12 protein-coding genes and 1 pseudogene are annotated in these 21,570 nt (G+C 42.2%); 1 reads left to right on the top strand and 12 read right to left on the bottom strand.

The genetic code is table 11. From position 1 onward, the window contains the following. The 9 genes from QZZ43_RS00150 to QZZ43_RS00190 all read right to left on the bottom strand — a co-directional run. The coding region (locus tag QZZ43_RS00150) for an exo-beta-N-acetylmuramidase NamZ domain-containing protein (protein ID WP_291854639.1) at window positions 1-249 on the bottom strand (249 nt) is incomplete at its 3' end. A 96-nt stretch (window positions 250-345) separates the two neighbouring features. Next, on the bottom strand, window positions 346-2,124 hold the full coding sequence (locus tag QZZ43_RS00155) for a RagB/SusD family nutrient uptake outer membrane protein (protein WP_291854642.1): 1,779 nt from the start codon (window positions 2,122-2,124) through the stop codon (window positions 346-348). Between the two features lie 13 nt (window positions 2,125-2,137). Then, the gene (locus QZZ43_RS00160; protein WP_291854645.1) at window positions 2,138-5,374 is read right to left on the bottom strand and encodes a TonB-dependent receptor; all 3,237 of its coding nucleotides are present in this window, start codon (window positions 5,372-5,374) and stop codon (window positions 2,138-2,140) included. Between the two features lie 26 nt (window positions 5,375-5,400). Beyond that, a complete protein-coding gene (locus tag QZZ43_RS00165; RefSeq protein ID WP_291854649.1) occupies window positions 5,401-7,278 on the bottom strand; it encodes a PQQ-binding-like beta-propeller repeat protein in 1,878 nt (625 codons plus the stop codon). A gap of 50 nt (window positions 7,279-7,328) precedes the next feature. After that, the gene (locus tag QZZ43_RS00170) at window positions 7,329-8,480 is read right to left on the bottom strand and encodes a dipeptide epimerase (RefSeq protein WP_291854652.1); all 1,152 of its coding nucleotides are present in this window, start codon (window positions 8,478-8,480) and stop codon (window positions 7,329-7,331) included. A 10-nt stretch (window positions 8,481-8,490) separates the two neighbouring features. Beyond that, on the bottom strand, window positions 8,491-9,657 hold the full coding sequence (locus QZZ43_RS00175; protein ID WP_291854654.1) for a C40 family peptidase: 1,167 nt from the start codon (window positions 9,655-9,657) through the stop codon (window positions 8,491-8,493). An 859-nt stretch (window positions 9,658-10,516) separates the two neighbouring features. Then, a complete protein-coding gene (locus QZZ43_RS00180; RefSeq protein ID WP_291854657.1) occupies window positions 10,517-12,058 on the bottom strand; it encodes a RagB/SusD family nutrient uptake outer membrane protein in 1,542 nt (513 codons plus the stop codon). A 36-nt stretch (window positions 12,059-12,094) separates the two neighbouring features. After that, window positions 12,095-15,127 carry a TonB-dependent receptor gene (locus tag QZZ43_RS00185; RefSeq protein ID WP_291854659.1) on the bottom strand — a complete coding sequence of 1,011 codons (3,033 nt, stop codon included), beginning with the start codon at window positions 15,125-15,127 and terminating at the stop codon, window positions 12,095-12,097. A gap of 359 nt (window positions 15,128-15,486) precedes the next feature. Then, window positions 15,487-16,908 carry a transglutaminase family protein gene (locus QZZ43_RS00190; protein ID WP_291854661.1) on the bottom strand — a complete coding sequence of 474 codons (1,422 nt, stop codon included), beginning with the start codon at window positions 16,906-16,908 and terminating at the stop codon, window positions 15,487-15,489. Between the two features lie 197 nt (window positions 16,909-17,105). Here QZZ43_RS00190 and QZZ43_RS00195 point away from each other — a divergent pair, with 197 nt between their 5' ends. After that, window positions 17,106-18,329 carry a DUF1343 domain-containing protein gene (locus QZZ43_RS00195; protein WP_291854664.1) on the top strand — a complete coding sequence of 408 codons (1,224 nt, stop codon included), beginning with the start codon at window positions 17,106-17,108 and terminating at the stop codon, window positions 18,327-18,329. Between the two features lie 95 nt (window positions 18,330-18,424). Here the strand turns inward: QZZ43_RS00195 and QZZ43_RS00200 are convergent, their stop codons facing one another. The 3 genes and pseudogenes from QZZ43_RS00200 to QZZ43_RS00210 all read right to left on the bottom strand — a co-directional run. Further along, complete coding sequence (locus QZZ43_RS00200; RefSeq protein WP_291854668.1) at window positions 18,425-19,534, bottom strand: hypothetical protein; 1,110 nt, start codon at window positions 19,532-19,534, stop codon at window positions 18,425-18,427. Between the two features lie 24 nt (window positions 19,535-19,558). Continuing rightward, on the bottom strand, window positions 19,559-20,995 hold the full coding sequence (locus QZZ43_RS00205) for a sodium:solute symporter (protein ID WP_291854670.1): 1,437 nt from the start codon (window positions 20,993-20,995) through the stop codon (window positions 19,559-19,561). Window positions 20,996-21,214: 219 nt separating this feature from the next. Then, a pseudogene (locus QZZ43_RS00210) lies at window positions 21,215-21,570 on the bottom strand (glycoside hydrolase family 10 protein); the annotation flags it as partial.

Here is a 21,570-nt window from a genome sequence, read left to right on the forward strand (position 1 = left end):
AGTACCCCTGAATCCATGTTCAGGAGCAAATATTCCCATCACATCAAACTTGTTTCTCAACAAAAAATCAACCAGATGTTCTTCACCTACTAATCCGGTGTGATTGGAAAACACCGCTATTCGCTGATTTTTCAGCTGAGGGAAGTAGGCTGATGTACGTTCTGCTCCCACAACGACTTCTTCTGCATGAGTTTTTTGACCTGTATGAAAAAACAGGAACAACAATAAAAAAACACCTACTTGTTTCATAATGTATCAATTAAAGACAAATGGCCTCTGAAAATCATTTAAGGCAGAATCCTGGAAACCCAGGATCCTGCCTTAAATGTATCATTATTAGTTGTATTACCAACCCGGATTTTGCTCCAAAGTCACTCCGTTTTCTTTATACAAAGCAATCTCGTCGGTTGGAAGGGGATATAGGTAATCCCTTTCATTGTACTCCCTTACAGCCGTGGGATCATCCGTGGGAACAATGTATCCTGCTGTCCCGTCTCGATCCAGATTAATTCCGTCCAGATCACTCAGTTCAATCTGTGTATCTACATCTGCTACGTTCTCATTGTACCAAAGAACAAAGGCTTCCTTATCAAGCCATGCTCCAAGGTTCAATTTAGAGTTCAGCGTCATGTCGGCATATTCCAGCTTTTTCCAGCGTCGCAAATCATCGAACCGTTTTCCTTCCCATACCATTTCAACTCTTCGCTCACGTCTGATTTCCCAAATCACAGAAGGAACATCAGCATCCCGGTCGGGATCGTTAATTACGACACCATCCACAGAAAGATTGCCCCCATCATAATTAACCAAAGGCATATCAACACTTTCTCTCTTTCTCAACTCATTAAATGAGATGTCAAAATCGTTTTGAGTAAGTGTATATTCCCCAAGGTCATCCAATTCGGCTGAAGCTTCAATATAGTTAAGCAATACTTCTCCATATCTCATCACCGGGGCATCCGTAATAGAAAGCTGGCCTGAATGCTGAGTCAGATTGTAATTAATAAATCGATGCGAATAGTAGCCGGAAGAAGCAAATAAAACATCCACCCCGTCAATATATAAACGTGAAGAGTCTATATTGGCATATAACCTGGGATCGCGGTTTGCCATCTCCATTGAAAACGTTTTATCTGTTTCAAACATGTCATTCTCAGCCTGAGCAATAGGCAAGCCATTGGCCGACAAATAACTGTCTATCAAATCCTTGGAAGGAGAATTGCGTTCTCCATCCTGGAGCTGAAAACCCATTACCGAGTGAGTAACGACTCCAGGTTCGTAAGCACGATAAAGTATAATCTCGGGATTTCCGGCAAGTGTTTCGGAGGCCGTAAGAGCCAAATAACCAGGAGCAACAGAGTACCTGCCACTCTCAATCAGCTCAAGCGCAGCTGTGCGGGCAACTTCAAGATATTTGGCTGCTGCAGCACTGTTTTCGCTATGGTATTTCTGCCAGGTTCCTTCGAACAGCATAATCTGAGAGGTATAAGCCTTCACCACGTCCTGATTCACTTTAAGACCGGGCAATCCCTCGGAAACACGAACATGCACACCGGCAAACTCTAAATCCGCCAAAACATTGTCCATCACGGCAGTACGAGAATCACGCGAACGGTAAAGTAAGTCTTTATCAGTATCAACAATCACCTGATCGAACCATGGCATATCACCAAAGCGTTTTACCAGGCGGTGATACTCCATTGCTCTGAAAAAACGGGCGACGCCTAACCAGTGATTACGTTCTTCTTCAAGCATCTCAGATCCTTCCAACCGATCAATTATTAAATTAATCTCCCTTACATAATCAAAATCCCATCCTGCACCAGAAGCAGTAGATGGTGCATTATTGAGAAAGTAGGTAGCGGCTTTCTGGGCTGCATCATCGGTCCACGAAGTTTCAGGTGCGTCGGCAAGTGTCCAGAAATTGGATCGAGTCCAACCACTCTCATAACCTGGAAAGAAATGAGTGTAAAATGCGAACATCCGGTTGCTTACATTGCTTTCATCATTCCAGAACTCCGGAGCATCGACCAGGGTATCATTGGGTAGTCGTTCCAGATAATCATCGGAACAGCCTGCAAACAATGAAAGTATAATTCCTATTATTAATATTCTTGTCTTCATAATCATTATCGTTTTAGAAGCTTATTTGTACACCACATGAAATAGTTCGAGAGTAAGGATAACTACGACCGAAAGAGAATCCGGTTGTATTTCCGTTTTTATTTTCAGTTGATTCCGGATCTACAGGTAAATGTGCATCAGTGAATTCGAACAAGTTTTCACCACTTACATAGACACGCACCTGCTCAACAGAAACTCTGGATACCAGTGGTTGCGGCAAGGTATATCCAAGGGTCATATTCTTACATCTGAGGTACGACAAATCCAGAAGGTATCTGCTTTGACGCAGGAAGTTTCTACCATTGCTAACCCACGAATGACTCGCAGGACGTGGATAAAAAGCATCAGTATTCTCAGGGGTCCAGTAATCCATGAAGTGTTCATAGTATGCCTCATTATCAATAAATGAAGGGATGGCAACAGTACCAACTGCCCACAGGTCTCTTTTCCCAACCCCCTGAAAGAATGTGCTAAAGTCAAAACCTTTCCAGGCAAGATCCAGCCCAAAGCTATATTCGTACCGAGGACGAGAGTTGCCAATTACTTTCAGGTCACCATGATCATCCAATGTATTGCTACCATAATCAATAACGCCATCACGGTTGAGATCCTGATATTTAACATCTCCCGGACCATATTGGAAAGCACCTGATTCAAACAAACTTTGTGAGGCAATTCCGTCTCTCATTTCACCATTAACAAAGTCAGACTCCTGGAACAGTCGGTCGGTTTCATACCCCCAAATTTCTCCAAGTTCTTTTCCCTCGTAATTAGAATAAATGTTCTCAATACTATTGCTGTACTTAATTAACTTTTCTTTTACATCAGAGAATCCTGCTCTTACACCCATTTGCAAGCCATTGGAGAATTGATGATTAAAGTCAAGCATAATTTCATAACCTTTTCCTTCAAGTTCTCCATAGTTCCGTAAAGGAGAAGAAGCCCCAAAAGAAGCAGGAAGCGTCTCACCGGGTGAGTGCATGTCGGTTGTGGTACGTTTGTACCAGTCGAAGGTAACTCCGAGTTTGTTGCGGAAAAGACGGGCATCAAGTCCGATGTCCAGAGTGGAAACACGCTCCCACGTAAGACTTGGAGGTATTATCGTAGGACTGGTAACATAAGGAATCTGGCTGCCATCCAATACCCAACCTGAAGAAGGGTTATTAGACATGGTAGAGAGAAATGAATTAGCAGCAACATCCTGGTTCCCAATAGTTCCCCACGAACCTCTTATTTTAAGATCGTACAAGATCGGGTCGGCGAAATCCATAAAGGGTTCTTCTGTAACCCTCCATCCCACAGATGCCGATGGAAAGAAAGCCCACTTGTCGCCTGCCGGGAATCTGGAAGAACCATCGTAACGTCCATTGACTTCGACCAGGTATTTCTGTTGAAAATCATAATTAAATCTGGCAAAAACACCGGCAGAGGCAAACTCATAGTCATAAGCATAGGTGGAGTTCCTTGCATACTCATCACCTGTAGTCAGCCTGATGGCAGGAGTGGTTGGGTCAATCAATCCACGAGCTTCAGAGTAGTGACTGAAATTTCTACGATCTTCAGCATCCATACCGGCCATCACCTTGAAATTATGCTGATCATCCAGTTTGAACTCATAAGTACCATAAGCCTTAAAAACATTGCTAACAGTGTATCGACTCGACTCAATCACCCTATTATGGGTTTGCCCGTAAATATCATCATAATTATCGATAGGGCTGCCGGTAAACATATTGTATGCCATGATGGTGCCACCATTTCGTCTCAGGTTTTTATTCAACAGAGAGAAAGTGTAGTCCACATTAATTGCCATTCCATCAATTGGCGTAAAGACACTACCAAGATTTAACCTTCCGTAATTTTGTGTATCCGACTCGTCATTGGCATATTTCATATCTGTAACAGCAGATCTGAAAGGCTTATCTTCATAGTCGGCATAGGGATACCATTTTGGCCAGCGCAATAGATAGTACCATGCATCATACAATCCTGAAGTAAAGCGGTAAGGCTGAGTTTCGGTAGAACGAGTCAACAAAACACCAGTTTTAATTTCCCACCAGTCTCTGACTTTAGTTGTTACATTGGTGCTAAAATTGTAACGCTCATAAGTATCCGTATTCTCTTTCATAACTCCGGATTGCTCCAGGTAACCGAAACTTACGTTAAAGGTTGACTTATCGCTACCGCCACTTACAGAAAAATTGTGAGATTGCTGCGGAGTCCATTTTCTTGTAAACTCTTTAAAAGGATCGAAAGAACGATAAAAATAGGTTTTTCCACCCCTAATTTCAAAGTCACGTCCCATCTGCATCTGGCCCAATTCATCCTGGGACATGTTACCATATTGCTCCTCCCATGCTTTAATTTTCCCCAAGGCTTCCTGGTCCACATTATAGCCAATACTGGAAATACTATTGGCCCCACTGGTACGTTGGGCGATATCGAGCAAAACCTTAGCATTTTCATAAGCCGAAGTCTGCTCAGGCATCACGGTAGGTGTATTCCACGCAATATTATTTCTGTAGGTAACCCTTACCTTGTCATTCTTGCTGCCTTTTTTGGTGGTAATCAGAATAACACCCCATGTGGCTCTGGTACCATAAATGGCTGCCGATGCAGCATCTTTAAGGACTGATATTTCTGCAATATCATCAGGATTAACAAGATTCAGGCTTGGGACCTCCACGTTATCAACAAGAATAAGCGGAGAAGTACCTGAATTAGCATTCAGAGAACCTGTGGAGCCGCGCAAACGAATGGTTGACTCGGTTCCAATACCTCCCTGTTGATTGGTGATGGTCAATCCGGGGGTAATTCCCTGCAATGCCTTGCCCACATCAGTAACCGGGCGGCTGTTAATGGCTTTCTCCACATCAATACTGGAAACGGCACCAGTCAAATTCTCTTTTCGTTGAGAACCATAACCTACAACAACTACATCATCCAGCATCATATCACTAGGAACAAGCTCAATAGTGTAAGTCGCACCCGCCTGTGCGTCAAGGGTATAATTGTCATAGCCAATGAATGAAAATTGTACAGTAGCCAACTCCTGACCAAGGTCAAGTTCATATTCGCCATCCATATTGGTGATGGTACCCGTACCGGATCCCACAACCATAATGTTAACACCGGGGATTGGTTCTCCGTTTTCAGAATCCAGAACTGTCCCCGTAATGCTCTGCCCCACTGCGAAGCCTGTCAGCACGCAGAATAGAGCTAAAAGTAACGAGATTTTTTTTGTCATCATAATCGTTGAATTAACTGATTTAAAAATTAATGAACTGTTTCTATTGATTTACTCATGGGATGTTTAAGCCTCATTATCTTGCCTTCCATCAAGGTCATCCATAGGGTTTCCTTGTCGTCAGGCACCATTTTATTTATTGATGAATTACCTGCTTTAAATTTCCACAACACCTTTTCTCCATTGGAGGAAACAACTGTAACCAGCCCGTTTTTAGTAGCAGCGGCAACCCACGCGTCTTTGGCAACGACAGGACAAGGATTGTGGTCGTACTCAATACCGGCATCAATAGCCCAAAGCGTTTTTGGGATGGATGCGCGCGACGACATGGAGATTATGGAATCGTTCATCAGCTTGGCGTACACCTGTTTTCCATCCGGGCTGATCCCCATAGACTCACGTACCTGGTGTTTTTTGGTTCGCCAAACTTCTTTTCCGGTTTTCAGTTCAATGGCAGTCATAAACCTGTCAGGTGCCACAATAAACACTTTGCCATTGGCAATAACCGGCTTTACATTTCCGGGAGAAAAAAGTTGAACGGCATTCCCATTGTTCCAGCTCCATCGCAACACTCCATTTTGCCTGTTGAGACAATAAAGATGCCTGTCCCAGGCCCCAAAAACCACTTCATCCTCTGCGACTACCGGCTTCCCATGAATAAGACCATCTATGTCATCGAATTTCCAGATAACCCTGCCATCAGACATGTCGATTTTGTAAAAGGCCGTTTGTCCGCCTCCTATATACAAAGCATTGTCTTCAACAATCCCTTCGGCAAGCACGGGTGTTCCCACATTAACCTTCCACACTTCCCTTCCGTTTTTGACATCCAGGCCGATTATCTCTCCTTGCACATTCCCAAAAGCAACCACTTTCTTATTCGTCACCGGAGTGGAAAAAAGGGCTCCTTCGTAACGGCGTTCCCAGAGAATTGATTTATCAGAAGTTCTCACTCCTTTAACATACCCCAGCGAATTACCGTAAACCAGAAGAGAATCATTGACCAGACAAGGCCCCGTAAAAATAGAAGCCGTATCTCTCAATTCAAACATCACTTCAACCCCCGGATACTGTGAATTGACCGAATAATTCGGTCTAGAAGAAATCGGTAATGTTTTAATCGTATCCGGAGAAAATAAACTCAGAGAAATAATCGGGTCACCTACATCCTCCGAGGGTTGTTTGTTAAAAATCAATGCACTGTCGTTTCGAAGTTCCAATAGTGTATAGCCCGGTGCATCAAATTGAGGGCTGGAAAGAGATCGTCCCATGACCCCGGGAATTCCGTCAAAGTTTAACAACTTAATTCTGTGACCATGCCCACACAAAGTGAGTCGGCAATCATGCTCTTTAAGTAGATCTACTACATGGTTCCAATTGTCCAATCCTTCAGCTAATGGATAATGAGCCATTGAGACCAATGTTTTATCCTTGTATTCAAGGTTATTCAATACACGCATCAGCCATTTCAGATCTTCTTGTTTCACATGCCCGTCCCCCATTTTCATATACGGACCAGTATTGAAACCAACAAAAAGAAAATCGTCCGTGGTGAAAATAAATCTGTCATTTCCCCATAGTTCATTAAACTTAAGACCTGCCGATTCAGACCAATTGGTTTCGTGATTCCCGGGAATCGCATAATATGGAACATTCAACCGATCCAGAACTTTCTTTGCAGCCATCAATTCAGCATTTGACCCTGTGTTGGTTAAATCGCCAGTTACAACTACAAAATCAGGTTCTAAGGCATTAATATCATCAATTGCTTTAATTAGATTCGCTTCTGCTTCTGAGCCTGGAGAAACATGTATATCAGTGAGGTGCGCAATGCGGAAACTCCCGGAAGAGAAATTGCATGCGGAAAAAAATACGGCAAAGAAGAAAACAAAGAATAATACCCTCATAAAAATTCTCATTAAAAACTTTAATCATCTAAAAGATTCTATTATCGCTCTCATTTCTCAAGCACTCCGATACCCGGCCTGTCGGGCAATACGATGCGCCCCTCCACTATTTTCAATCCGTCGAACACATCATTTGTGATAAGCAAGTTTCCATCCAGATCGGCCCAGTCGGCCATGGGAGACAATTGGGCAGCAGCGGTAACGGCACAGGATGTTTCAGTCATACAGCCAAACATCACCTTCATCCCCAGACCTTTAGCCGCAAGAGCCATTTGACGTGCGGCACGCATTCCGCCGCACTTCATCAGTTTAATATTCACTCCACTGTACACCCCAAACACATTTCTGATATCGTCAACAGTTTGCAATGCTTCATCTGCAATAATGGGGAGCGGACTATTCTGAGTGAGCCAGGCAATATCCTCGACCATTGTTTTGGGCATTGGTTGCTCCACAAACACAATCCCCTTTTCTTTCAACCAGTGTATCATCTCCAAAGCTTCGCTACGGTCTTTCCACCCCTGATTGACATCTACACAAAGAGGCTTATCAGTTACCGAACGAACACTGTTAATCATTTCGCGATCGTTATCTCTGCCCATTTTTACTTTCAAAATGTTGTAAGGTGAGGCCTCACGGGTTTTCTCTTTTACAACATCGGGCTTATCAATTCCAATAGTGAATGAAGTATCAGGTGTGTCGTCGGGGTTAAAACCCCATATCCTGTACCAGGGCTGCTCCATCAGTTTTCCCAACAGATCATACAGGGCGATATCAACGGATGCTTTAGCAGCAAAATTGCCGGGGGCTATAGTATTAATATAATCCAGGATATCTTCGGTCAGAAAAGGATCCTTAAACCGGTTGAGCTCCACCTTTGTCAGAAATTTCCTGACCGTTTCATGACTTTCCCCAAGATAGGGAGGCATGGAAGCTTCTCCATAGCCAATTACTCCATCGTATTCTATTTCGGTCAGCATCACCGGAGTTGTGGTTCTGCTACCCGAAGCCAGTGTAAAAGCATGTTTCAACTGTAACTCGTATGGTGTAAATTTCAGATTCATAGTCTTTCCCACGGAGGATCCTCTTCGGTTGTTTGTTTTGGCACATCCCTTTGTTCCGGTTGACAAAAAAGCTGAACCGGCAATGAAGCCTGCTTTTTTCAAAAAATCTCTACGGTTATTGTTGTGATTTTGTCCCATAACAACCCTATTATTGTTTCACATACCACGGATGTTCCATCAGGTGAACGATTCCCTCAGAACCATACTGCCTGTCGATTCGTCTGGCCTTTACAAGCGTTTTTGCCCGAAAGTGACTGTAGTTTAGGCGAGTACTATCAAAGCTATTTATCTTCACTTTTCCTGCTTCATGAATAAACTCTGAATTGTCCAGATACATGCCCACGTGAGTAATTCTATCGCTCCCTTCACCAGAGGCAAAGAAAAGCAGGTCGCCCGTTTTAAAAATTTCCCAGCCCTCATCAACTGGCACCTCTTCACCGTACATCGCCTGAAGAGAAGCATCTCTGGCCAGCATAATTCCATGATGCCGATAAACGGTTTTTGTAAATCCACTGCAATCAAGTGCGCTCACCGAAGTACCTCCCCACAGATAGGGTGTTCTGATAAGACTTAAGGCTGTTTCCTCCAATTTCCGCGTATCCACTGTATCAGGAAAATGAGTCCGGTCAAAGAGGGTTACTTCTGAAGCTTTCACATATCCTTCGATTCCACCCGGTGTTTTTATGAATATTTTATCATTGTGCTGCCCTGTTTTCTCCAGAAGACAGCCGGCGACAAGATCACCAAGAACATCCCCGGTCTCAACATCTCGGATTATTGAATACCGACTGGTAATCATTACCCTGGGAGCTTGAGTCCATTCTTCCCTCTCCTCCGGGTTGGTAAACCAGAGGGCCGACTTTTCACACCATCCAAGGTAGCGATCCGGAGTTTGTATATAAGCCCAGCCTCCATCCTGTTTTAAAACCCTGACCGGCATTCCCATCAAAGCCTGACTAACAATGGGGGCAACATGAGAAGCTGAAGAGCGCATGGTAACAACGCTTAAGTCGATAAACGCCTGTGAAGAAAAGACATCGTGAGGCAGGACAACCACACTATCCTGAATATGAAACCCTTGGGCGACCAGAAAATCAATCAATTCCGTCTTAAGCTGCCGGTCATCAATCTCACCCGAAAGTATAAATGTTTTTCGTCCCACTCGTTCAGAAGTAATATTAAAAACATTTTCCCTTAAGTCCCCAATTGCTTTAGTTTGAAAACGGGTAATACTCTCCCCAACATTTTGACCACCCCCACATCCCCAAAGCAGCCCTGACAGAGAGATTAATATGCCATAATAAAGAGTTTTCATAGAGCTAAAAAAGAATAAACGTATTTTTGTATTACATGTTACCGAGTTCAAAATTAATGTTAATATTTTTAAGTGCAAACATTTTTTAAACTTTTTATACCATGTAACATGTATTACATGTTTTGTGTTGGGAAATCATTCATCACCAACACTCATAAACAGCTACCTATCTCTCACTTACCTCACCCCGACCCTTGATAAAAACTTTAATCCATTTGATTATCATAATAACTCGCCCTTAATGCTCAGTAAATAATAATTGACATTCTATAGTGTCCTAACATCTTCCATAAAAAGGATTTCAGCCCTTAAACCCTGAATTTATTTTTTGTCTTGATACAAGAAAGAAGGCAAAGAAACTATTTCATGATTATTGCTTCGTTCGACAATTCCCAAGCAAGCTTGATATTGTTCTCACTTATCGCAATAATCCAAGACTGAACCAGCTTTCACTCTAAAAACTACGGTTCTTTCATCGAAATCAACTAGACTCATCTCACTGCTGCCCGCACGAGTGTCATTTCATGTATAAAATGACTTATAAATTGAAACTGTTTTTTGATTTTTTTTAGAATGCTAAAAAGTGAGCATTGCCCCAGCTACGTAAGCTTTTTATCATGAAGAAAAAAAAAGTCATGCTTGGTGCATTATTTCATGCTTAATACGACACTATTTTCAAACAAAGATGATTCTTCGATAAAACAACCTTGTTTTAAGGCTCACCTGTCAAAGTCAACTTTCATCAAGCCAGTCAGTGCGTTCAAAATATTTATTTAGGACAGAATTAATTTTTAATATTAAAAAAAAGAGGCCGCCCGAAGACAGCCTCTTTTGAATAGAAACGAAAATAACAAATTACTTAGTTCGATCCGGTATATCCTTCATTTTGCTCAATCTCGCCGGTGGTAACGTCAATTTCCGCTTGTGGCACAGGCCAGTATTTCCTTGACTCGCTCCATCCCGGCAATTTATCTGCTCTTTCAAGTCTGACCAAGTCATGGTAGCGGTCATTTTCACCTGCAAGTTCAAGCCTTCTCTCGGTATAGATAGACTCTAACAAATCCTGGCCCGACGCAGTAACATCCTCCAGCCCGGCACGGTCACGTACCCAATTTAATTTCTCACGGGCTTCACCCTCAGCATTTGTATGTGCACAAGCCTCAGCATATATTAGAAGTACTTCGGCATATCTCATCAAACGAATGTTATTGCCATTGTTTCGAATCTGAGAAGATCTGTTTTCCGGTGAAACATACATTTTCTCATTATAAAATCCGGTACGGTTAAAGGTCAATTTATTCTTTTCTTCTTCGAGAGCGGCTTCTGCAGCGGCAATAGCCTCGGCATCACCTGACTCCTCGGCTGCTTCCAAAGCAACATAGAAATCGGCCAGTTCAATTTCAAATACTTCTTCAGTAGTCAGGAGCGTAGCATCTCTACGAACCACATCTCCCTCAGCCTCAAATGCTTCAAACAAATCCTGTGTCGGTTGATTAATTCCATAACCATAGGTGATGTTTCTTGGCAACATAAACAACGTCTGAAAGTTTCCGTTGTTTGAAAAGGCGGATGACTCGGTTTCTGAATCATGAAAAGAGATTTCAAAAACAGACTCAATCCCATGTTCACCATCGAAAGAAAAAACATGGCCAAAATCGGGATCGAGGCCGTACTCCTCTGATTCAATTACCTCCAGCGCCCAATCGCGTGCGGCACCCCAATTCTCCATGTACATATTGGCTTTCGCAAGATAAGCATGAGCGGTTCCTTTAGTAACCCGTCCGAGGTTATCTGTTGAATACTCACTTTTTAACGGAAGATCTATAGCAGCAATTTCCAGTTCATCGATGATAAATCCATAAACCTCACCAATTTCAGATTGCCCAATCTTTTCATTCACGCTCTGGACCCAATGATCAACAATGGGAATACGTCCAAAAGCTCTCACCAGCTCATAATGAAAGAAAGCACGCAAAAAACGGGCTTCTGCAATAAGCCTGTGTTTCACCTCGACAGAAGAGAACAAATTATCATCCATTTTTGAAATACCCTCAATAGCCTGAGAAGCTTTATTAATCCCTCGATAGCAAAGCCTCCACTTATTGGTAACATAGTGCATATCGGGAGTACCATTAAAATTCTTCAGCAATTCAAAGCCGGCATTGTCCCCATCACTTCCACTGTAAACAGCATTATCACTTAAGGTCTCACCAAAAGCCCAGAGGGTCCACCCAAAACGATAATCTTTTACATCTGAATAGGCTGCCGTTACACTATGAATCGCCTTCTCCTCACTATTGTAATAGACGTCAAAAGTTTCTTCGCCCAGTTTCTCCTTTTCCAGAAAATCCTCACAGGAAAAAACAAGAGGGAGAAGCATTACAATAATAATATATTTCATTTTTTTCATAACTAAAGTCTATAAATGGTTTCCAATTTAAAACTGAATTTTTACACCGATGGTATATATTTGTGCCTGCGGATAAGTCCCGATATCAACTCCCCTACTAAGATAATTGGTAGAAGAAATCTGACCAATTTCGGGATCGGCCCCGCTGTAATCAGTTTTTGTCCACAGATTCTGGCCTGACAAATAAATCTTTAATGCATCAATTCCCACCTTCTGCGTAAAACGCCTGGGTATATTGTAACCTAAAGTCATATTTTTAAGTCTTATATAACTGCCATCCTCCACAAAGCGATCAGAGGTTCGATTGGTGTTATTGTCATCACTTCCGCTCAAACGAGGCATGTCTGTATTGGTATTTTGCGGAGTCCATGAGTTCAGCATATCTATATGTTTATTGGTCTCATCAAAGGCATAGAGGTGGGTTTTCATGGCATTGAAAATTTCATTTCCCTGAGAACCCTGGAAGAACACATCAAACTGTAACCCCTTAAAAGTCAAACCGGCATTGATTCCATAGGTAAAATCAGGAATGGGATTACCTATTTTCGTGCGGTCCTCATCATTTATTACATCATCTCCATTGGTATCCACGAACTTCAAATCACCGGGTTCAAGGCCAGCATTGTCAGACCCCATCTGAGCCGCATGATTATCAATTTCATTTTGATTTTGAAAAACTCCATCAGTTTTGTAACCGTAGAAATAACCTATAGGCTCGCCTTCTTCCGTTCTTGTTGCAGAACCACCATAATAAGCACCTCCTGTAATAGGCTGTCCGGTTCCTAAAGACAATACTTCATTGGTATAGGTAGACAAATTAAAACCCACATTAAATTGAAAATCTTTTGATAAGCGCTCCCTGTAATTGGCCGACAATTCAAGTCCACTGTTCCGGACGGAACCAACATTGGCCACAGGACCACCCTCATAGCCGTAATAAATAGGAATAGGAACACTCACCAACATATCTTTAGTGTCTTTCTGATACCAGTCGAGGGTAGCTTCAAGACGACCATCCAGCATGAGGGCATCAACGCCAATATTGAAAGATTCAACAGTTTCCCATTTAATATTCTGATCACGCATATTCACCACAGCATATCCCTGATCAAAACTCTCGCCAGGACCAAAAAGATAACGATACTGAGCATTTCCACTCATAGTTGTCTGATAGGGATAGTAACCGATGTTGTTGTTACCAATTTGCCCCCAGCCCGCGCGAAGCTTCAGAGAAGAAATCCAGTCTATGTTGTTCATGAAGTTTTCTTCAGAAACTTTCCAACCTAAAGCAACGGAAGGAAAACTACCCCATTTATTGCCATCCGGAAAGCGGGAGGAACCGTCAGCTCTAAAATTAACAGTTGCCAGATATTTATTATCGTAACTATAATTTAACCGGCCTAAGCCCGAAACCAATCCAACCTCCGAAGCACTTCCTGAAACATTATCTCCATCAGCGGCAGCATCGAAGTACCACAAAGCCTCATCTTCATTAGGAATATTCTTTTTAGAAGCATCAATCCATTCATAAGACCCCTCTTCCATCGTATATCCAACCATTACACCAACAGAATGCTTTTCTCCAAGAGTATTTTGAAAATTCAGCACATTCTCCCAGGTCCAGTAATCTCCTTTGTTATAGCCCCGGCTGACTTCATTCTCCACATTTTGCTGATTCACATTAACAAAATAAACAGGTTCGAAGTCATAGGAATCATTCCGGTAACTATTTTGACTGTAAGAAGTTTTAAATGTCAATCCCGGAACAAATTCAAATTGCGCGAAGATATTCCCTAAAAGATTCAGTTTTTCATCGCGAGAGTTTTCATATTCAATTTGAGCAACAGGGTTGGGATAGTCTGTGAAGCGGGAATAATCATACACTCCGGCAGCTTCATCTATCCATACCGGAATCAGGGGCTCAATTTTAATGGCTGTATTTATTACACCAGTATGATAAGACCCTTCCAGTATAGATTCCTGCTCACTGGTTTGAACATTAATATTTGACCCGATGGTGAACTTCTCGGATACTTTGTAATCAGAATTCAGCTTAAGCGTTCTTCTCTGGAATTCACTCCCTTTAACAGTACCCTCCTGTCCAAAACCACCTACACTCAATGAGTAAGTAAGTTTTTCCGAACCACCGGAAACATTTAGGTTCATATCATAAATGGGGGCTACCTGTGTTATTTCATCAAACCAATCGGTATTTTGATTGCGATCAACCCCTGAAAGGTCAAGCGGAGAAGTACGTGTTGCATTGAGTTGCTCCTGGATGCTATACCATTGCGAACCGGAAGTCGTTTCCCAATTATTAATTACCTGCTGGGTTCCGTAGTAAGCATCAAAAGTAACACGGGCTTCCTGATTTAACTCCCCCTTCTTGGTGGTTACCAGTACAACGCCGTTAGCACCTCTGGACCCATAAATAGCAGATGCGGAAGCATCTTTCAGAACCTCTATAGATTTAATATCATTGGCATTCAGAAAATCAATATTCGGGACGGGAATTCCATCTACCACATATAACGGGTCTGAATTATTAATAGTACCAATACCACGAACCCGAACAGCAAGTGAGCCGCCGGGAGCACCCGAATTGGAAACAATCTGAACACCGGCAACTCGTCCCTGAAGTGCCTGGTCAAGATTAGAAACAGGTTGATCCTCCAGCTTTGAAAAATCGACTGAAGCAACCGACCCGGTTACATCACTTTTCCTTTGAACACCATAGCCTACGGCAACCACCTCGTCAAGGTTCACAAATTCATCTTCCATAACCACATTTATGGAAGTACGATTGTCAACGGGAGTTTCAATCGTTTTCATCCCAACAAACTGGAAAACCAATATGGCATCACCCTCTGCCCTAATCTCATAAGAGCCCTGCATGTCGGTAATGGTTCCTACGGACATATCACTTTTCGTGTACACATTAACGCCGGGAATGGGAACTCCCTGTGTATCACTAACAACCCCTGAGATATTAATCTCCTGAGCTAGAATTAATTGACCGAAAAACATGGCCAAAAAAGCAGAAAAAAGAACTTTTCTCATAAATACTTGGATTTTAATAATTAGAAATTTTCAACGCTTAACATTAAAAAGTAAATGTCTGATTTTTAGTTATACAAAAAACTTTCCTATTAACTATCCCCTCACTCCGGAACACTGATAAATAAAGATTAACAGTCCAAAAGTTATCATCAGTCCGAAATGGGAAAGAATGAATGTATTCTTGTATTACATCTTACCAGATATAAAACTAAGGTAATTTTTCCTTTGCGCAAACATTTTTAAACACTTTGTGATATCTGTGAAACATCAAAGGCCTAATCAAAGGCAATATTCGTTGTTTTATCCAATATACCAATAAGTTACGTCAAATGTTAAATTTCCCTTAAACCAAAGAAAAATCACAATCTGCCCGCGTAAGTCACCTCCATATCATAACTCCAGTCATCAAAATATAAATTTCCCTTTTCCCACTCCGCTTCGCCACGTTGAAAATCCCATGGTTCACTGCGGGGCCAGCTTTTAGGAGGACAAAATTCCCGACCGAAATCTTTATTCACAATAAACCGATATGCATCGATCCCCGAAATATAAAACTCCCGAATTCGCTTATCCTTGCTTTTCTGGAGTTTGAAAGAGACATCGACCGGAACCCAGCCCACGCCCTCGTACCACACCTCGCACCAATCATGAAGATTTACATTTCCCGGATGAAGCATCCATCCGCTTTGCCAGCGGGCTGGAATACCTTTATACCGGCACATACTCATAAATAGCATCGTTTGCATGCCACAGTCTCCATGCATGTTCTCCAGCGTGTATTTGGAAATATTCGGAATCAAACCGTATTCCACTGCCCGTGCCCAGGGAATATTTTCATCAATCCAGTAATAAAAGCGCCGGACCATTTCGAAAGGCCTCATCCCTTCATCAGTAAGCGAATCGGCAAGTTCCTTTATTCTATTGCTAAAAACCAGATGTGGCCCCCTTTCCTTTGCGAAAGGAATTACCGAATCGGGTAACTCTACAAATCGTGACTGCAGCAATCTTTCAGGGGAAAAATACTGCGCCTTACTCGTTACCAGAGAAGAAACAGAAAACTCAGCTGCGCCATCCTCATCTGCGTCCCGGGTCATAAAAACAGATTGGTGAGCACATTTCTCACTACTCAGTGAAAAATCCGGTACAGAACTCCTCAAAAGCCTAACCTCCGATTGTCGTGAGAAATCTTTTACTCCAAAAGGCATCCATACAGAAACAGGGCTACCCGGGGTGACCTTACCAGGATGAATCCGGAGAGAAAAATTGAGAAGAAAATTTTCAGGACACACCACCTCCCCCATCCTTTCAATTGATGACATATTAATGACATCGCTGATATGTGAAACACAAAAAGCACCCAAATGGTCGTCGTTAAGACTGGTGCTCCCGGCAACAGATGCCAGCGAATCGTTTAGAAGAACAAGGTTATATGCAGCATTTTTGAAGTACCTCTTTTCACCGTCCATTACCAAATAATCAAGCTGCTTCTTTTTCTCCCATTGCTCAACAAGCGTCGGAGAAGCATCGATTCCCCTTTCCTTCAAAATCTTCAAGAGGTCACTCTCCGTCAGGGGATATTCAGTCCTATACCGGTCAATGTAATCCATAAGGCTGTCGGCCATATATTTCAGATCAGAGCTGAGTGGTTTCTCAATCCCTGTAAGTATATTCTCAACCATCAGGAAGTTATGCGCCATATATAGTTCTTCAAGCTGGGATTGAAGTTTCAGGTTAGTTTTATTATTATTACACGAAACTATCATTACAAACAAAAATATCAATTGAGTTGTCTTTTTAATAATATCCACTATTGCCATCTCAGAAAAAAATAAAATTTCTAAAAAACTTATTACATTTGTTACTTGTATTACATCTTACAAACTTACAATTCGATTTTTAAAAAACAACATTAAAATTAACACAATGGGGATTTTAACACCTTCAAAAAATCAAAAAGCCCCTTCAAAGAAAGAAAAACATGAAAAGAATAGCATTTATCCTACTTTTAACGCTGTTTTCAACAGCCCACGCTCAGGTAAAAACAGGCATTGAAATATTAAAAGAGCAAAACTTTGAAGTTCTGAAAGGGAAAAGAGTGGGGCTCATCACCAATCCTACAGGGGTAGATGCCCAATTAAACTCTACCATCGACATCTTGGCTGATGCCCCCGAAGTGAACCTCGTGGCACTTTACGGACCTGAACATGGAGTGAGAGGGAATATTGCGGCTGGGGAAAAAGTGGAAAATGCCCTCGACAGTGCTACCGGCGTGCCCATCTATAGTTTGTACGGAAAAACCCGAAAGCCCACACCGGAAATGCTCGAAGGAATTGATGTTCTGGTGTACGACATCCAGGATATCGGTTCCAGGTCCTACACCTACATCAGCACACTGATTCTATCCATGGAAGCTGCAGCCGAAAGCAATATCGAGTTTGTGGTACTGGACAGGCCCAATCCACTTGGTGGAAACAAATTTGAAGGTCCGTTAACCGAAAAAGCCTTTACCTCGTTCGTAAGCCAGTTGCCCATTACCTATGTTCATGGCTTTACAGTAGGGGAGCTGGCCATTCACATCAACAACAACAATCTGCTGCATGGTGGAATAAAAAGCGACCTTACCGTTATAGAAATGGAAGGATGGGAACGTGACATGAATTTCGAAGAGACCGGACTTCCCTGGATACCGTCCTCCCCGCACATTCCTCACGCACATTCAGCCTACTACTATCCAGTATCCGGTATACTGGGCGAATTGTATGTTTACAACATAGGTGTTGGCTATACCCTGCCCTTTCAGCTCTTTGGTGCAGACTGGCTCGAAGCACCAAAGTTGGCAAAGAACCTGAATGAATTGAATCTCCCGGGGGTGATTTTTCGTCCGGTTTTTTTTAAACCCTATTACAGCACCTACAAAGGTGAGGAGATTGAAGGCGTTCAGGTTCATCTCACCAATCTCGAAAAAGCCCCGCTGTCACTGATACAATTCTATGTTTTGCAGGAAGCTTACAAAATGAACCCTGACAAAAATGTGTTTGAACTATGTAATCCTTCCCGGTTAAATATGTTTGATAAAGTGTGCGGCACTGATAAAGTACGAAAAGCTTTCACCAAAAACTTCAGGGTGGAAGAAATGATTGATATCTGGAACAGAGATGTAGATCATTTTAAAGAATTGGCGAAAAAAAGCTTTTTATATTGAATCCGGCCCATGAAGAACTAACAAGAGGGGTGTTTCCGGGCTTCGCCGAAAACACCCCTCTTGTTATGTAAAAAGCTCAAATGCAGCTGACTACATCAGACCTTAATAAATATTCGCTTCTTATAGAGAATATAACCAATCAGCCAAAAGAAAAATATGTGTGTCAATGCATAGAGCAGAGAGCCGTTCATATTTCCGGCAACAGGCACAAAAATATTCTCATAGATCCATGTACTTCCGCGTATCACGGTTCCATCTGAAGTCTCCAACCTTATCAAAATGCTGAGCGTCCGGGCCCACAATCCTGAAAGTGCATAAATAAACAATGGATTCACACCAAACACAACAAAAAAGGATGTCCACTTCTTAAATCCTTTGATGTCGATAATAAAAACCAACAGGGCCAGGAACAGAGCAGCCAATCCAGCCGTATAAAGCACATAAGAACTTGTCCACAACGGCTTATTGATTGGAAAAACAAATCCCCAAAGACGTCCCAGCACGGCAGCAATTAACCCATACAGTGCCAAACGACGAGGGACCTTTATCCTTTCTGTATTTTTTATAATTACACCAGTCATGTAACCAAGTAAAACCGTTACTATGGCTGGAATGGTATTCAGCAATCCTTCGGGATCAAAAGGAATACCAAACCCTTTGTAGAGATGCTGCTCGCCCAAAATAGCCTTATCGAAAGGTATTACAACATTGCCAGCAAGACTATAAGGGTCAGCTCCTCCGAACCAGGCCAGGATACCCCAGTAAGCCAGCAAGATAGCTCCTCCAATAAATGGAATGAATTTGCGGGGGCTGGAAAGTACTATCAGGGAACCGACCCCATAAGCCAGAGCAATTCTTTGCATCACCCCCATTATCCTTAATGTGCTAAAGTCATGCATCCATTGCGGGAAAGAATTCAGAAAAAGACCAATCATAAAAATAAACAGGGTTCTTCGGCCCAATCGCTGAAGAGAATCTTTATTCAGTGCATTTCCGTATTTCCCGAACGAAAAAAACATGGAAACACCAACGACAAAAAGAAAAAACGGAAACACAAGATCTGTGGGAGTACAACCATGCCAGCGGGCATGACGCAGGGGGGCATAAATATATTGCCAACTACCGGGGGTGTTTACCGTAATCATCAACGCAATAGTCATACCACGTAGAACATCAAGAGCAAGGTATCTTTCGGATTTAACCATAATTTTATTGATTTGAAGATTGAATTAATTCTTATTGGAGAATATCCACAATCCCAGAAACACCAGAAAACCGTTTAACAGTAACAATTCGAAGCCAAACTGGTACCCGCCCAGCCATTGTTCCGAATTGCTGCTTACTATGTAGCAAAGTACGGGCGACAAAACACTGATGAAGGGAACATATCGATCTTTAGTATTCCGGTTGGTCAGGATACCAAAAGTAAACAGCCCAAGCAATGGACCATAGGTATACCCGGCTACAGTAAAGACAGAGTTCACTACACTCTCATCATTAATAATCCGAAACAAAACGATGACAAGAAACATAATGAATGAAAAAATGATATGCACTTTTATCCGTGTTTTCTCTGTGGATGGAAGCTTAGGATTGACCTTTAAAAAATCAATGCAGAAGGCCGTTGTCAAGGCTGTTAAAGCCGAATCGGCACTGGAATATGCCGCAGCAGTAATTCCCAACAGAAAGAAAACTCCCACTGCCGTACCAAAATATTTTATGGCCAGCAACGGAAACATATCATCGGTACGTTCAGGGATACTTATCCCCATCTGTTCGGCATACTGATACAGCAAAACTCCCAATCCCAAGAACAGCAGGTTCGTGCCCACAAAAGAAAAGCTGAACCAAAATAGATTCTTCTGAGCCTCCTTTTGATTTTTGCAGGTAAGGTTCTTTTGCATCATATTCTGATCCAAACCCGTCATCACAATGGTAATCCCAATACCGGCAACAAACTGCTTAAAAAAATTAGTCCCTGATTGCCAATCCCAGTCAAACACCTCACTGTAAGGATGATTTGAAATGGTGGTTACCATCTCTCCAAATCCCATATCCAGCTGTTTGCCAATTACCACAATGGTGACCACCACAGAGACAAGGATAAACAGCGTCTGCAAGGTATCGGTCCATACTACCGTTTTAATACCTGCCTTAAAGGTATATAACCAGATAAGGGTGATGGTTGTAAGCACCGTTACCCAGAATGGAACCCCCAGTGCATCGAAAAAGGAAATTTGCAAAACACCCGCAACCAGGTAGAGCCGGAACGAAGCGCCAATAGTCTGGGATAGAATAAAGAAAAATGATCCCGTTTTATAAGATCTAAGCCCAAACCGCTGATCCAGATAAGTATATATAGAAACCAGGTTACGTTTGTAGTAGAGCGGTAACAAAACCAGGGCAATCACCCAATAACCCACAAAATTCCCAAGAATAAACTGAAAATAACTCCAGGCACTGCTCCCCACCTCGCCCGGAACAGATATAAAGGTAACACCGGAAATGGTAGCACCAATCATTCCAAAAGCGACCAGGTACCATGGTGATTCCCTATTACCCGTAAAAAATGTTTCGCTGTTGCTGTTGCGCGACGAAAACCATGAAATAAGAAAAAGGGCACTAAAAAAACCAAGAATTACTACTAAAACAAGCGTCGTACTCATACAATAGATGATTAGGTTTTTGATATTCGAAACCTGACAAAGCACATAATGTTGCCATTATTCATGACACCTCAAATCTGCATTTGGGCATTAACAATATTTTTTTGAAAGGCTAAATGAACTATTGACTCATATTTCTTAAACTCCCTATTTGTTTATTTACCTGATTGATTGACTTCGTCGAACTTCACTTCACAAATAAATCAGGCTTAAGAAATATCATTTCCCCTGACTCCTGTCCACCAGATTTACATCTGTAAAATATTCAGGAACTGATTCAAAATTGGTGGGACTCAGGGCCGAAATCACGAAATAGTATTTACCTGGTTTGTTTTTCCTATCCACTTCAAAGGTCAACTCCTTTTTACCGGTGACAGCAAAAATATTCTTTGCACTTTCGATGTTGGCAATTTTCCCATGCTTGAATTTGTACACCACAAAAGCAACATTGTTACAACCGGCTTCCCATGTAAGACGAATGGAGTCACCAAGTAGTTCGCTTACCGGATTTTCAGGCACCCCAGGTGTAATCTGTTCTACACGAGGGTTTACCGGTGGCAGCGCCTCGCAGCGAT

The sequence above is a fragment of the Marinilabilia sp. genome, from assembly GCF_016278715.1.
Lineage (GTDB): Bacteria > Bacteroidota > Bacteroidia > Bacteroidales > Marinilabiliaceae > Marinilabilia.

Excerpts from the sequence above, each read along its gene's own strand:
- QZZ43_RS00155 (WP_291854642.1), bottom strand. The coding sequence starts at position 2,124 with ATGAAGACAAGAATATTAATAATAGGAATTATACTTTCATTGTTTGCA.
- QZZ43_RS00160 (WP_291854645.1), bottom strand. The coding sequence starts at position 5,374 with ATGATGACAAAAAAAATCTCGTTACTTTTAGCTCTATTCTGCGTGCTG.
- QZZ43_RS00165 (WP_291854649.1), bottom strand. The coding sequence starts at position 7,278 with ATGAGGGTATTATTCTTTGTTTTCTTCTTTGCCGTATTTTTTTCCGCA.
- QZZ43_RS00170 (WP_291854652.1), bottom strand. The coding sequence starts at position 8,480 with ATGGGACAAAATCACAACAATAACCGTAGAGATTTTTTGAAAAAAGCA.
- QZZ43_RS00175 (WP_291854654.1), bottom strand. The coding sequence starts at position 9,657 with ATGAAAACTCTTTATTATGGCATATTAATCTCTCTGTCAGGGCTGCTT.
- QZZ43_RS00180 (WP_291854657.1), bottom strand. The coding sequence starts at position 12,058 with ATGAAATATATTATTATTGTAATGCTTCTCCCTCTTGTTTTTTCCTGT.
- QZZ43_RS00185 (WP_291854659.1), bottom strand. The coding sequence starts at position 15,127 with ATGAGAAAAGTTCTTTTTTCTGCTTTTTTGGCCATGTTTTTCGGTCAA.
- QZZ43_RS00195 (WP_291854664.1), top strand. The coding sequence starts at position 17,106 with ATGAAAAGAATAGCATTTATCCTACTTTTAACGCTGTTTTCAACAGCC.
- QZZ43_RS00200 (WP_291854668.1), bottom strand. The coding sequence starts at position 19,534 with ATGGTTAAATCCGAAAGATACCTTGCTCTTGATGTTCTACGTGGTATG.
- QZZ43_RS00205 (WP_291854670.1), bottom strand. The coding sequence starts at position 20,995 with ATGAGTACGACGCTTGTTTTAGTAGTAATTCTTGGTTTTTTTAGTGCC.